This window comes from Bradyrhizobium lablabi (genome assembly GCF_001440475.1).
Taxonomy (GTDB): Bacteria; Pseudomonadota; Alphaproteobacteria; order Rhizobiales; family Xanthobacteraceae; genus Bradyrhizobium; species Bradyrhizobium lablabi.
In genome coordinates this window covers 1-12996 of sequence record NZ_LLYB01000068.1, presented here as the reverse complement: position 1 = coordinate 12996, position 12996 = coordinate 1, and the positions used below count along the sequence as shown (strand labels likewise).

At 64.2% G+C, this 12996-nt stretch carries 12 protein-coding genes; 3 read left to right on the top strand and 9 right to left on the bottom strand.

Going from position 1 to position 12996, the window contains the following annotated elements:
* Positions 1-344: 344 nt before the first annotated feature.
* From CQ14_RS16975 to CQ14_RS16950, 6 genes are all read right to left on the bottom strand, one after another.
* The gene (locus tag CQ14_RS16975; protein WP_057859012.1) at positions 345-3077 is read right to left on the bottom strand and encodes a bifunctional diguanylate cyclase/phosphodiesterase; all 2733 of its coding nucleotides are present in this window, start codon (positions 3075-3077) and stop codon (positions 345-347) included.
* Between the two features lie 257 nt (positions 3078-3334).
* The gene (locus tag CQ14_RS16970; protein WP_156435077.1) at positions 3335-3613 is read right to left on the bottom strand and encodes a hypothetical protein; all 279 of its coding nucleotides are present in this window, start codon (positions 3611-3613) and stop codon (positions 3335-3337) included.
* Between the two features lie 107 nt (positions 3614-3720).
* Positions 3721-4218 carry a cyclic pyranopterin monophosphate synthase MoaC gene (gene moaC / locus CQ14_RS16965; RefSeq protein WP_057859010.1) on the bottom strand — a complete coding sequence of 166 codons (498 nt, stop codon included), beginning with the start codon at positions 4216-4218 and terminating at the stop codon, positions 3721-3723.
* Positions 4219-4221: 3 nt separating this feature from the next.
* A complete protein-coding gene (gene trpC / locus CQ14_RS16960; RefSeq protein WP_057859009.1) occupies positions 4222-5043 on the bottom strand; it encodes an indole-3-glycerol phosphate synthase TrpC in 822 nt (273 codons plus the stop codon).
* Between the two features lie 18 nt (positions 5044-5061).
* Complete coding sequence (gene trpD, locus CQ14_RS16955) at positions 5062-6075, bottom strand: anthranilate phosphoribosyltransferase (RefSeq protein WP_057859008.1); 1014 nt, start codon at positions 6073-6075, stop codon at positions 5062-5064.
* A gap of 63 nt (positions 6076-6138) precedes the next feature.
* Positions 6139-8040: a peptidylprolyl isomerase gene (locus CQ14_RS16950; RefSeq protein WP_057859007.1), complete on the bottom strand. Its 1902-nt coding sequence runs from the start codon at positions 8038-8040 to the stop codon at positions 6139-6141.
* Between the two features lie 260 nt (positions 8041-8300).
* Here CQ14_RS16950 and tpiA point away from each other — a divergent pair, with 260 nt between their 5' ends.
* Positions 8301-9053, top strand: coding sequence for a triose-phosphate isomerase (tpiA, locus tag CQ14_RS16945; RefSeq protein ID WP_057859006.1), 753 nt, complete (start codon positions 8301-8303; stop codon positions 9051-9053).
* 4 nt (positions 9054-9057) lie between these two features.
* Here the strand turns inward: tpiA and CQ14_RS16940 are convergent, their stop codons facing one another.
* The 3 genes from CQ14_RS16940 to CQ14_RS16930 are packed head-to-tail and all read right to left on the bottom strand — an operon-like array spanning position 9058 to position 10525.
* Positions 9058-9591, bottom strand: coding sequence for a GNAT family N-acetyltransferase (locus tag CQ14_RS16940; RefSeq protein ID WP_057859005.1), 534 nt, complete (start codon positions 9589-9591; stop codon positions 9058-9060).
* Between the two features lie 21 nt (positions 9592-9612).
* Positions 9613-9951 (bottom strand): hypothetical protein, encoded by a 339-nt coding sequence (locus tag CQ14_RS16935; RefSeq protein ID WP_063800368.1) that lies wholly within the window; start codon positions 9949-9951, stop codon positions 9613-9615.
* 7 nt (positions 9952-9958) lie between these two features.
* Positions 9959-10525: a helix-turn-helix domain-containing protein gene (locus CQ14_RS16930; protein ID WP_057859004.1), complete on the bottom strand. Its 567-nt coding sequence runs from the start codon at positions 10523-10525 to the stop codon at positions 9959-9961.
* Positions 10526-10753: 228 nt separating this feature from the next.
* On the opposite strand from CQ14_RS16930, the gene secG reads away from it, so the two are divergent.
* A complete protein-coding gene (secG, locus tag CQ14_RS16925; protein WP_057859003.1) occupies positions 10754-11134 on the top strand; it encodes a preprotein translocase subunit SecG in 381 nt (126 codons plus the stop codon).
* Positions 11135-11300: 166 nt separating this feature from the next.
* Complete coding sequence (gene pyrG, locus CQ14_RS16920) at positions 11301-12932, top strand: CTP synthase (protein ID WP_057859002.1); 1632 nt, start codon at positions 11301-11303, stop codon at positions 12930-12932.
* Positions 12933-12996: the final 64 nt, after the last annotated feature.

Sequence of the window (12996 nt, the reverse complement as noted above, 5' to 3'; positions counted from 1 at the left end):
AGGCAAGAGGAATTCGTCTCCAGGGAGAGCGCGGCATAAGCCGTCAACCCACTGCGCAGGGAATGCCGAGCTGCTCCGGCTGTACCTGTATGCTCGTGTGCGCATTTCCTTAAGTGCATTNCACGGGACCGCGGGTGCGGCAAGCACCCGGCATTCCCTGCGCCCTCTCACTTCTGGGGCGAAGCGATCTGTACAACTCGGGCACATCATGCTGCGAGAATGCGAACATGTATCTCCACGTCATTGCGAGGAGCGAAGCGACGAAGCAATCCATCCATCCGTTATGCCGAGGTATGGATTGCTTCGCTCCGCTCGCAATGACGGCGGTAAGCAGCGTCGTAACGCTACACCATCCGCGCAACCGGCTTGCGATTGCGAGCTCGGCTCGTCGTCGCCTCGTCCGGCCGCTCCCGATCCGCCAGCAACAGCGGCCTCAACTCCGCCGCCGGCTTCGGCGCGCTGAACAGATAGCCCTGAATTTCCGAGCAGCCGAGTTCGCGCAGCACTTCGCGCTGCTGCTCGGTCTCGACGCCTTCGGCTGTCGTCGTCATGTGGCGATCGGCGGCGATGTTCACCACCGCCTGAACGATCGAGATCGAGCCTTGCGGCTCGGCGATGTTGGTGATGAAGCAGCGGTCGATCTTGATCTTGTCGAACGGGAAACGTTGCAGGTAGCTCAGCGAGGAATAGCCGGTGCCGAAATCGTCGAGCGCAATGCGGACGCCGATGGCGCGCAGATCGTGGAGCACGGCGAGCGCCACCTCGTCGTCCCGGATCAGCACGGCTTCGGTGATCTCGAGCTCCAGCCGGCTCGCGGGAAGGCCCGAGGCGGCGAGCGCGCCCATCACCTTCAGCGCCAGCGTGCCGCTCTTGAACTGAATCGGCGAGACGTTGACCGCGAGCCTGACATTGTCGGGCCAGGTCGCCGCCTCCTTGCAGGCCGTGGTGAGCACCCATTCGCCGAGTTGGTTGATCAGGCCGGTGTCCTCGGCGAGCGGCACGAACTCGGCCGGCGAAATCATGCCGCGCTGCGGATGGCGCCAGCGCACCAGCGCCTCGCAGCCGGTGATCGCATTGGTCTCCAGGCCCAGGCAGGGCTGGTAGTAGACCTCGAAGCCGCCGTCGATGAGCGCCTGGCGCAGGTCCATTTCCAGGCTGCGGCGGGCGCGGACCTCGGCTTCCATGTCCGGCTCGAAGAAGCGGTAGGTGCGGCGGCCGGCGGCCTTGGCGGCGTACATCGCCAGATCCGCATTCTTCAGGATCTGGTCGATATCGGAGCCGTCCTGCGGCGCCAGCGCAATGCCGATGCTGGCGTCGGTGGTCACCTGATGGCCGAGGCATTGATAGGGTGTACGGATCGCCTCGAAGATACGGCTGACGAGTTTCATCACGTCGTCGGTGTCTTCGATCCCGGACTGCACGATGGCGAACTCGTCGCCGCCGAGCCGGGCGACGAAATCGGATTTCCGCGCGCAAGCAGCGAGGCTCGCAGCGACCGATTTCAGCAGTTCGTCGCCGGTCATGTGGCCGAGCGAATCGTTGACGCTCTTGAATTCGTCGATGTCGATATAGAGGACCGCCAGTGGCCGGTTCGGCGCGACAAAGGACAATTCACGCTTCAGCCGTTCGTGGAACAGCGTGCGGTTCGGCAGCTCGGTCAGCGCATCGTAATGGGCGAGGTGGGTGATGCGCTCTTCGGCGCGCCGCCGCTCGGTGATGTCTTCGTGCGTCGCCAGCCATCCGCCGTCGGCGACCGGCTCGTTGACGATCTGGATCGAGCGCCCGTCGGGCGTCGAGATCACTATAGCGTTGCGGTGCGCGACGTCGCGCAGGACCACTTCGACATAATGATCGACATCGCCGACGAACGATCCGGTGTCCTTGCGATGGGCGATCACTTCGCGAAAACTGCAGCCCGGCTTCACGACCTCGGCCGAAAGGCCGTACATTTCAAGATATCGCTTGTTGCAGATGATGAGCTTCTGCTTGGCATCGAACAGCAACAGGCCTTGTGTCATGTTGTTGACGGCGGTATCGAGGCGCTGTTTTTCCAGCGTCAGCCGCTGCTTCGACGCACGGTGCTGATGGGAAAGCTTGCGCACGACAAGGAACAGCAGGGCGGCGATCGCCAGCACGGACAATCCGGTGACCGCGATCAGGATGCCGATCTGCTCGCGCCAGTCGGCGAGCGCGGCCGACATCGTGGTCGAAGCGACGATCACGATCGGGAAATTCGTCAGCGCGCGGGACGAGATCAGCCGCTCCTCGCCGTCGATCGGGCCGCTGAGGCGCGAGGTGCTGCGAGGCCGCTCGAAGATCTGCCGCTGGGCGGATGGGCCGGTCTTCAGGTTCTGGCCGATCATGTGGGCGACATGCGGGTAGCGGGCGAGCAGCGTGCCGTCGCCATGGAGCATGGTGATGGAGGCGCCCGGTCCGAGCGCTATCGTCGCGAAGAATCGTTCGAAGTTGACGGGTTCGATGCCTCGGCCGATGACGCCGAGAAATTCGCCCTTTGGCCCGGTGATCTTGCGGGCGATCACCGTGGTCCAGACGCCGGTAACGCGGCTGTAGACCGGCTCGAGCAGCATTTCCGGCGATTGCGGGCTGGACTTGAAGCTTCTGAAGAAAGCGCGGTCCGCCGAGTTGACCGACGGCGGCGGCCAGGCGACCGAGGTGTTGACCAAATTGCCGTCGGCGTCGAAGACGTTGATGCCACCGACATAAGACACCGCGTCGATCTTGGACTTCAGCATCAGATGGACGTCGTGGCCGGACATCCGTTGCTTGTAGTTTTCAGGCGTGGCGATTCCGCTGGAAAGCATGAAGGCGACCAGGTCCTTCTGGACGACCTGAAAATCTTCGAGCTGCTGGTCGAAATGGCGGGCGAGCAGCAGCACGGTGTTTTCCAGCTCCCGTTCGCTGTTGCGCAGCGCGCGCTCGCGGAAATTACCGGCCATGATGGTCGCGCCAATCGCGATGGTGGCAATCAGGAGCAAGCCGCCGAAGATCAACCAGCGGATTGGGCCGCCGCGAAAGGCGGGCGCAATTCTGAATCGTGTGGTGCCAGTTGAAGCCATGGAACACGATCGCTGCCGGGAATGAACAGCCGGAAGCGGCGTTCTCCCAATCCCGGCCCATGACGTCGATATCGCGCCGAGGTGGAATTGACGTTAGCAAGCCTGGTTAATGAAGGGTTATCCGGTGGCAAAGTGGTCCGCTGGCAACCAGAGGGAGCCATGGAACCGGCAAGGGGCGACCGCGAAAAAAAGCGCACCGGATGCGCACGGTCCGCCGATCGGAAGGATGCGAGAGTGCTGGGCCAGAGCCGCAGCTCTCACTGCATGCGTGTTACGGATCTGCGCGCGCGGCTCCTCGCGACGCCGACCGTCTGGCCGCTGTCCGGCGGGTAGTAGCCTTGAGGGTAACCTTGGTCGAAGCGCCGCGGATCGGTGTAGGGATTACCCGGACCTTTGTTCTGGCAATTGGCGTTCGGATAGAAGAACGCGCAATAGCCGGGTTCGCCCATGACCTGTTGCGCCATGGCAGGTGTGTTGGTGAGGGCCGTCATCACGGCCAGCGCAGCCGCAGCGCCCACAAGCCTGTATCTCGACATCGGATTCCTCCTCGTGAAGGTCCCGGGAGAAACAACCCCGCCAATGCGGGCTCATTCCTCGCGGCAGCGGTCACGCAAGCGTGAGCGCTGCCGCGTCGGCTGTGCGCTCAGCGCTCCGCGCGATAATGGCCGGACTTGCCGCCGATTTTCTCGACCAGATGGATGCCTTCGATACGAACGCCGCGCTCCACCGCCTTGATCATGTCGTAGATCGTCAGGCACGCGACCGACACTGCGGTCAGCGCTTCCATCTCGACGCCGGTCGGGCCGGTGACCTTGACGGTGGCGCGAACAACGCAGCCGGGAAGTTTCTTGTCGGGCGTGATGTCGAGCGTCACCTTGGACAACGCCAGCGGATGGCACAGCGGGATCAGTTCCGACGCGCGCTTTGCCGCCATGATGCCGGCGATGCGCGCGGCGCCCAGCACGTCGCCCTTCTTGGCATTGCCGGAGATAATCAGGTCAAGCGTCGCCTTGGCCATGACGACGCGGCCTTCGGCTACCGCCGTGCGCTCGGTTGCGGCCTTGTCCGATACGTCGACCATCCGCGCTTCGCCGGAGGAGTCGATATGGGTGAGGGCGTCGCCTTTGGACTTCCGCGCCATCTCTCAGCCGGTCCCGGTCGCACGCGGCGTGGCGACGCGCGTCAGCAGCGTGCGGGTCGCGGCCGTCACGTCGGCCTGCCGCATCAGGCTTTCGCCGACCAGGAAGGTCGACATGCCGACGCGCTCGAGCCGGGCGAGATCGTCGGGTGTGAAGATGCCGCTCTCGCCAACCATCAGGCGATCGCGCGGGATCAGCGGCGCCAGCGCCTCGCTGGTCGCCAGCGTGGTCTCGAAGGTGCGCAAATTGCGGTTGTTGACGCCGATCATCGGCGAGCGAAGTTTCAGCGCGCGATCGAGCTCGGCGTGGTCGTGGATTTCGATCAGCACGTCCATGCCGAGCGCAATCGCTGCATCCTCCAGATCGCGCGCGGTGGCGTCATCGAGCGCCGCCATGATGATCAGGATGCAGTCCGCGCCATGGGCGCGGGCTTCCACCACCTGGTAGGTGTCGAACAGGAAATCCTTGCGCAGCACCGGCAAATTGGTCGCCGCGCGCGCCGCCACCATGAAATCGAGATGGCCCTGGAACGAGGGCGCATCGGTGAGCACGGAGAGGCAAGCCGCGCCACCGGCGTCGTAGGCCTTTGCCAGCACCGGCGGATCGAAATCGGCGCGAATGAGCCCCTTGGACGGCGAGGCCTTCTTCACCTCGGCAATCAGCGCATAGTCGCCCTGGGCGAGCTTGTCCCGGATGGCGTGCACAAACCCGCGCGGCGTCGGCGCCGTCTTGGCGCGGGCTTCGACCTCGGCGAGCGGATGGGCGCGCTTGGCCGCGGCGATTTCCTCGCGCTTGTAGGTCTCGATCTTGGTCAGGATATCGGACATCTCTTCCCGTCCCCCGGATCAGCCGCGCGAGACCGCGACCAGGTGCTTCAGCCGCGCCGCCGCCGCGCCACTGTCGAGCGACTTGACGCCGAGCGCCACGCCTTCTTTCAAATCCTTGGCGCGCCCGGCCACGATCAGCGCCGCCGCGGCGTTGAGCAGCGCGACGTCGCGATAGGGGCTGGGCTTGCCGTTGAGCACGCCCTGCAGCGCCTCGGCATTGGCGTCGGCGTCACCGCCCCTGAGCGCGTCGCTGTTGCAACAGACGAGGCCGGCATCTTCCGGCTTGATCTCGAAGGTGGTGATCTTGCCGTTGTCGAGGCTCGCCACAAAGCTCGGGCCGGTGAGGGTGATCTCATCGAGGCCGTCGGAGCCGTGCACCACCCAGACGGATTCGGAGCCGAGGTTTTTCAGCACCTGCGCCAAAGGCTGCACCCATTGCCGGGAGAACACGCCGACCATCTGCCGCTTCACGCCGGCCGGATTGGAGAGCGGTCCGAGCAGGTTGAAGATCGTGCGGGTGGCGAGCTCGACCCGGGTCGGGCCGACGTTCTTCATGGCCGGATGATGCGCGGGCGCGAACATGAAGCCGATGCCGGCTTCAGTCACGCAGCGGCCTACCTGGTCGGGCGTGAGGTCGATCTTGACGCCAAGCGATGCCAGGACGTCAGCAGCCCCCGAGCGCGAGGACAGCGCGCGGTTGCCATGCTTGGCGACGGGCACGCCGGCGCCTGCGACGATGAAGGAAGCGCAGGTCGAGACGTTGACCGAACCGGAACCGTCGCCCCCGGTGCCGACCACGTCAACCGCATCCGCGGGCGCCTTGACCCGCAGCATCTTGCCGCGCATCGCCGACACCGCGCCGGTGATCTCGTCGACGGTTTCGCCGCGGACCCTGAGCGCCATCAACAGGCCACCCATCTGCGAGGGCGTCGCCTCGCCGGACATCATGGCGTCGAAGGCGGAGGCCGCTTCGTCACGCGACAACGTCGCGCCGGTGGCGACTTTTCCGATGATAGATTTGAGGTCGTCCATCGCTTGGCTTTCAGGATTGGGGGTCGTCGTGAAGCACGACCGGCGTTCGCGGGCCGATCATGCTCAGTTGTTAGCGCCCGTCACCTGCGCGAAGGCGGCCTGGTTGATGGAGGTACCGATGATCGATTCGATCTTCGTGATGTATTGCGCGACCTGTTCGTCGTTCATCCCGCGTTGCAGTGTCTCCTTGAGCTTCTTCAGTTCCTCCGAGGCGACGTCGACCTGTGGCACGGTCACGTCGGTGACACGGAAGACGATCCACTCGCTGCCGCCGGTACCCGGCGTCTGGCCGACACCGTCCTTGGGCGTCCGGAACGCGGCCGTGATGACGGCGGAAGGCACGCCGGACAGCGAGGCGTCGCGGCGGAAGCCGGTCGCGGTCTCGACCTTCGATCCGACCGAAGCTGCGACCTCGGCAAGCGCACCGCCTTGTTCGACCTTCTGCACCATCTCGGTCGCCTTGGCGCGCAGCTTGTTGGATATCTGGTCCTCGCGCCATTTCGCCTCGACCTGGCTGCGGACTTCGTCGAGCGGGCGCTCCCGCGAGGGCGTGATGCCCAGCACGTCGTACCAGACATAGCCGCCGGCAAACTGGATCGGTTCGCTGTCGACGCCGATATCGCTGTTGAAGGCCTGCGAGACCACGTCGAGACCGCGCGGAATGTTGGCCACCGGTTGGCCGTCGGGCGTACGGCCGGAGCGGTCGACGGCTTCGATCGTGACCGGGGTCAGGCCGAGCTTCTGCGAAGCCTCGACGATGTTGGCGCCGCCGCTGCGCTCGTCTTCCATCTTGTTCTGGAGCTCGCTGACCTTGGCGCGCGCGCGCTCGGTCGCAATTTCCTTCTTCACCTGCGCCGCCACGCTTTCAAAAGTCGGCGTTGTGCCCGCCTCGATCTTGCCGACCTTGACCAGCGCCACGCCGAAACGGCCCTGCACCGGCTGGCTGACTTCGCCCGATGCAAGCGAAAACGCCGCATCCGCAATCGCCGGATCGATGATCGCGGTCTTGGCGATCAGGCCGAGATCGACGTCGGCCAGGTTAAGATTGCGCTCCCTGGCGACGTCGTCGAACGAGGTTCCCGACGTGATGCGGCCGCGCACGGCCTGCGCCTCGCCTTCGTTCGGAAAGAACATCTGCGACACTTCGCGCTTTTCCGGCGTGCCGAGCTGGTCGCGGCGCTGCTCGAAGATCTTCTTCGCGTCCTCGTCGGAAACCTCGATCCATTTGCCGATCTCTTCCGGGCTGATCACGACGAAGGACAGTTTGCGATATTCGGGCGCGCGGAACTGGGTCTTGCGGTCCTCGAAATAGGCGGCCAGCGCCTCGGGCGAGGGCGGGTCGATGGTGCCGGCCTGCGCGGCGTCGAGTTTGACGAATTCGATCGAGCGCTGTTCGTTCTGGAAGCGGGCGAGCGCCTCGATCAGGACCTTCGGCGGCTCGAGGCCAGCCGAGACGGTGCCGGCGATCTGGCGCCGCAGCCCGACACGCCGCTGTTCGTTGAGATAGCGCTGCTCGGTGTATCCGAACTGGCGGATCGTGGCCTGGAAGCGTGCCGGGTCGAACTTGCCGCCCAATCCCTTGAAGTTCGGGTCGTTGTAGATCAGCCGCATGGTCTCTTCCTGCGACTGGGCGAGCCCCATGCGCCGGGCTTCCTCGTCCAGCGCGGCCTCGGCGATGGTTTGTTGCAGCACCTGCCGGTCGATCCCGAACGCGCGGGCCTGTTCAGAAGTCAGCGGACGGCCGAACGTGCGGCCGAGCTGCTGCAGCTTTTCCGTGTAGATCTGGCGGAATTGGTCGGTCGTGATCTCGGTCCCGCCAACCTTGGCGAGCGACGACTGGCCAAACCCCTTGAAGATGTCGGCAATGCCCCAGACTGCGAAACTGACAATCAAAACGCCCATCACAACGGCCATCACGGCCTTGCCGAGCCAGTTTGATGAGGCTTTCCGAATTCCTCGAAGCATAGGTCCAACTTGTTTTTGCAGGAGAGGGGAACCGGGTCGTACCCAGGCGAATTCGATCCGGGACCGAATTCCGCAACAGGGCATCACCGAGTTGATAACGCATCATAAAGTGGCCGCAGCCCCCTCGCAACCTCGGCCACATGGGCCAATTGAAGCGGTTAACGGTTGGGGGTTCGTCTGACCGGTATCTGGAACTGACGGCGCGCCTCTGCTAGCGCATCTGCAAGCCACAAAGTCTGACATTTTTGCGGGAAATTGACATGACCGAAGCCATCCGGCCGCTGATCGCGGGCAACTGGAAAATGAACGGCCTGAAATCCGCCCTGGGTGAATTCGAGGCAATGATTGCGGGCGCAGGTGCATTGGCCGGCAAGGCCGACCTGCTGGTCTGCCCCCCGGCGACCCTGATCGCCGGTTTTGCCGACAAGGCGCTCGGCTCAAAACTCGCCGTCGGGGCCCAGGATTGCCATGCCAGGGCCTCGGGCGCCCATACCGGCGATCTCTCGGCGGAAATGCTGGCGGATGCCGGCGCCAGCGCCATCATCGTCGGGCATTCGGAGCGCCGCGCCGATCATGGCGAGACCGACGCGATCGTTCGGCAGAAGGCGGAAGCGGCCTGGCGGGCGGGCCTTGTGGCGATCGTCTGCATTGGCGAAACCCAGAAGCAGCGCGACGCTGGCCAGACACTGGATATCTGCGGCAGACAGCTCGCGGGCTCTTTGCCTGACGGTGCGACGGCGGCCAATCTGGTGGTCGCCTATGAGCCGGTCTGGGCGATCGGCACCGGGCTGACGCCGACGCCAAAGGACGTCGAGCAGGTTCATCGCTTTATCCGAGGCGTTCTCACCGACCGATTTAAGGCGGAAGGCGGAAAGATCCGGATTCTGTACGGCGGGTCGGTCAAGCCCTCCAACGCGGCCGAGCTGATGGCGGTCACTGACGTCAACGGCGCACTCGTCGGTGGCGCCAGTTTGAAGGCGACGGATTTTCTGGCGATTGCGGAGGCCTGCTAACTCTTCAGGTTGGCACGCCTTCCCGCAACTTCTTCCAGTAGATCAGCGTGCCGGTAAGGCCGCCATGGGGCTTGAACGCGTAATCCGGAATCACGCCGGTCAGCTTGAAGCCCACGCGCTCATACAGTCCCGCCGCACCCTCGTCCTCGGCGGTGTCGAGCACGAGCAGCCAACGCCCACGGGCGATCGCCAGCCGCTCGGCCTCGCGCAATAGCGCCGTTGCAATTCCGCGATGGCGGTGACTGACTCGGGTCATCATCTTCGCGATCTCGGCGCGGTGTGGCTGGTTCGGCGGCAGATCGAGCAACAGCGTGACGGTGCCGATCAGCTCGTCGCCGTCGAAGGCGCCGAGGACGATCCGCTCGCCGAGATCCGCAGCCCTTAGCGAATTGGACCAGAACGCCTCAGCCGCTTCCCGTGACAGCGGGTGCATGAAGCTGACCGAGCCGCCATTCGCCACCGTCTCGATCAGTATTTCACCAAGCACCGCGCAGACTTCGGGCGAGGACTTCAAGGCTTTGATCTCAATGTTCGACATGAGGATGAGTTTCCGCGAGGTTCAGCTTCGATGATTGGCGGTGCGCAAGACGCGCTTCCGTTTGATCTCTGCAATCCGCTCGACATCCTCGATCTGCAGGTGACGGCCGCGTTCGAGAATTTCCAGCGTGTATTCTTCGTAAGTCAGCCCCAGCCGCTCGGCTTTCCTGATCCGAAAGGCGACAATGCCGGGTGAGGGGTTTTTCCAGGCCGCGCGATGTGCGGCCTTCCAGTAAAAGTAATTGCCGATTCCGTCGTTGCCCCATTCCGGCGTGTGCTCATCCTCAAGCGGCGGACCGCGATTATGGCCGGCGGGGGCGGCGAGGTCGTCCGGAAAACTCCTGATATCGACCTCGGTCATCGCAAGCCTAGCTCCGCGCCAGCGCCACGACGTAGGTGCAGGGCGCGGTGCTCTCGTTGGCAAACGTTGCTTCCGCCGGCGGGCCGAATCCGAGGCAGTCGCCGGCGCCGAGTTCGTGGCGTTCGCCGCCATCGATGAGGACGAGCGAGCCCGACAACACCCAGAGCACCTGCCGGATATGGGCGTAGGACGACGCCGGCAGCGTCACGCGCTGCTTCGCCGGCATCTCGACCTTGATGATCTCGATGGGATGATCGGGCCGGTTGAACACCTGCCGGCGCAAATAGCCGGTCTCGGGATCGCGCCACACCGGCTGCTCGGCAGCGCGTGAAAGACGATCGCCGTGGCCTTCGGCGCGCAGCATCAGGCCGGCGAGGGTGAGGTCGAAGGCGCTGGCGAGACGCACCAGCACCACTGCGGTCGGGCTGACTTCCGCGCGCTCGATCTTGCTGATGGTCGCCTTGGAAACCCCGGAACGTTCGGCGAGATCCGCCAGCGACCAGCCGCGGCTGTCGCGTTCAAGCCGGAGGCGCTGGGCGAGGCGAACGCTCAATTCGTCTACTATAGTATCCATTCGTCTATTATATGAGAAATTGCGGCGACCTCAAGCCCCGATCAGAATGCCCGGCGGGATATGTGGACGGCCTTGCCGCAGCGCCTGCGGCAATTATCTCCACCGCAGCGGTTGGGGGTGACAATGCCCCGTCCGATCGTGTAACACCGCGCAACTTCAGGAAAACCCGCAAGCTCTTGGTGCAGCCGAAGCCCCGGCGCTCTTGGCTTGTGACGGAAGGTTTTTAAGATGCAGACCGTCATTATCGTTGTCCACCTCATGATCGTCTCGGTGCTGATCGGCGCCGTGCTGCTGCAGAAATCCGAAGGCGGCGGCCTCGGCATGGGCGGCGGCGCCGGCTTCATGTCGAGCCGCGGCACCGCCAATCTGTTGACGCGGACGACCGCGATTCTGGCGGGACTTTTCTTCCTGACCAGCATGGTGCTGGCCTGGCTCGCAGGCGTCGATCGCAAGCCGGCCTCTATCGTCGGCCCCGCGCCGGCGACGCAGTCGCAGCCTGGCGGCGCAACGCCGGTCGCTCCGCCGACTTCCGGTGGCGTGCTGGATACGCTCAAGAAGGTGGACGAACAGCAGGCTCCGTCGGGCCCGCAGGCGCCGCGTTCGCAATAAAGCAGGGTGGCCATGCAGGACGGGCTCTACCGTCCTGCATCAGAATTTCCCATCAATGCTCTGAAATCGCTTCAAATTTAACGTCACCCACAGCCCGGCAAAATGTTTGCCCGTGCATGCGATTCGTTTTGGAGAATCGGGGCAGTGGCCTTAAAGGTAGAATCCCATGGCGCGGTACATATTCATAACCGGCGGCGTGGTTTCTTCGCTCGGAAAGGGTCTGGCTTCGGCGGCACTCGGTGCCCTGCTGCAGGCTCGCGGGTACAAGGTCCGTCTCCGCAAACTCGACCCCTATCTCAACCTCGATCCCGGAACGATGTCGCCGTATCAGCATGGCGAAGTGTTCGTGACCGATGACGGCGCCGAGACCGATCTCGATCTCGGCCATTACGAGCGCTTCACCGGACGTCCGGCCACCAAGGCCGACAACATCACCACGGGGCGCATCTACCAGGACATCATCACCAAGGAACGCCGCGGCGATTATCTCGGCGCGACCATCCAGGTCGTTCCGCACGTCACCAACGCGATCAAGGAATTCGTCCTCTCCGGCAACGACGAATATGATTTCGTGCTGGTCGAGATCGGCGGCACTGTCGGCGATATCGAGGGCCTGCCGTTCTTCGAGGCGATCCGCCAGCTCAAGAACGAGCTGCCGCGCGATCACGCCGTCTACATTCACCTGACGCTGCTGCCCTACATTCCAAGTGCCGGTGAACTCAAGACAAAACCGACCCAGCACTCGGTGAAGGAGCTGCGCTCGATCGGCATCCAGCCGGATATCCTGCTGTGCCGTACCGACCGCGAAATCCCGAAGGAAGAGCGCCGCAAGCTCGGCCTGTTCTGCAACGTGCGCGAAAGCGCCGTGATCGAGGCGAGGGACGTCGACAACATCTATGCCGTCCCCGAGGCCTATCACGCCGCCGGCCTCGACGACGAGGTGCTGGCCGCGTTCGGCATCAGCTCGAAGATTCCGCCGACGCTGCAGAGCTGGAATGTGATCAACGAGCGCGTGCGCAATCCGGAAGGCGCGGTGACCATTGCCATCGTCGGCAAGTACACCGGCATGAAGGACGCCTACAAATCGCTGATCGAGGCGCTCTCCCACGGCGGCATCGCCAACAAGGTGAAGGTCAATCTCGACTGGATCGAGAGCGAGGTGTTCGAAAACGAGGACCCGGCGCCGTTCCTCGAACACGTCAACGGCATCCTGGTGCCCGGTGGCTTCGGCCAGCGCGGCGCCGAGGGCAAGATCCGCGCGGCGCAGTTCGCGCGCGTCCGCGACGTCCCGTATTTCGGCATCTGCTTCGGCATGCAGATGGCGGTGATCGAAGCCGCGCGCAATCTCGTCGGCATCGAGGAAGCGAACTCCACCGAGTTCGGCCCGACCAAGGAGCCGCTGGTCGGCCTGATGACGGAATGGCTGCGCGGCAACGAGCTGGAGAAGCGGTCGCAGTCGGGCGACCTCGGCGGCACGATGCGGCTCGGCGCCTACCCGGCGGCGCTGAAGCGCGGCAGCCGCGTCTCGGAAGTCTATGGCGGCGCCACCGAGATTTCGGAACGCCACCGCCATCGCTACGAGGTCAACACCGCCTACAAGGACCGGCTCGAACAGCACGGGCTGCGGTTCTCAGGGCTATCGCCTGATGGCGTGCTGCCGGAAATCGTCGAATACGAGGACCATCCCTGGTTCATCGGCGTGCAATTCCACCCCGAGCTGAAGTCACGTCCGTTCGAGCCGCACCCGCTGTTCGCGTCCTTCATTCAGGCGGCGATGGCGCAGTCACGGCTGGTGTAACCCCGCGGCGGAATCGTAGCAACCATTAAGCGCTGAGCGGTGTTTCGGTCCAGGGGGTGCCGCG

Excerpts from the sequence above, each read along its gene's own strand:
- CQ14_RS16975 (WP_057859012.1), bottom strand. The coding sequence starts at position 3,077 with ATGGCTTCAACTGGCACCACACGATTCAGAATTGCGCCCGCCTTTCGC.
- CQ14_RS16970 (WP_156435077.1), bottom strand. The coding sequence starts at position 3,613 with ATGTCGAGATACAGGCTTGTGGGCGCTGCGGCTGCGCTGGCCGTGATG.
- moaC (WP_057859010.1), bottom strand. The coding sequence starts at position 4,218 with ATGGCGCGGAAGTCCAAAGGCGACGCCCTCACCCATATCGACTCCTCC.
- trpC (WP_057859009.1), bottom strand. The coding sequence starts at position 5,043 with ATGTCCGATATCCTGACCAAGATCGAGACCTACAAGCGCGAGGAAATC.
- trpD (WP_057859008.1), bottom strand. The coding sequence starts at position 6,075 with ATGGACGACCTCAAATCTATCATCGGAAAAGTCGCCACCGGCGCGACG.
- CQ14_RS16950 (WP_057859007.1), bottom strand. The coding sequence starts at position 8,040 with ATGCTTCGAGGAATTCGGAAAGCCTCATCAAACTGGCTCGGCAAGGCC.
- tpiA (WP_057859006.1), top strand. The coding sequence starts at position 8,301 with ATGACCGAAGCCATCCGGCCGCTGATCGCGGGCAACTGGAAAATGAAC.
- CQ14_RS16940 (WP_057859005.1), bottom strand. The coding sequence starts at position 9,591 with ATGTCGAACATTGAGATCAAAGCCTTGAAGTCCTCGCCCGAAGTCTGC.
- CQ14_RS16935 (WP_063800368.1), bottom strand. The coding sequence starts at position 9,951 with ATGACCGAGGTCGATATCAGGAGTTTTCCGGACGACCTCGCCGCCCCC.
- CQ14_RS16930 (WP_057859004.1), bottom strand. The coding sequence starts at position 10,525 with ATGGATACTATAGTAGACGAATTGAGCGTTCGCCTCGCCCAGCGCCTC.
- secG (WP_057859003.1), top strand. The coding sequence starts at position 10,754 with ATGCAGACCGTCATTATCGTTGTCCACCTCATGATCGTCTCGGTGCTG.
- pyrG (WP_057859002.1), top strand. The coding sequence starts at position 11,301 with ATGGCGCGGTACATATTCATAACCGGCGGCGTGGTTTCTTCGCTCGGA.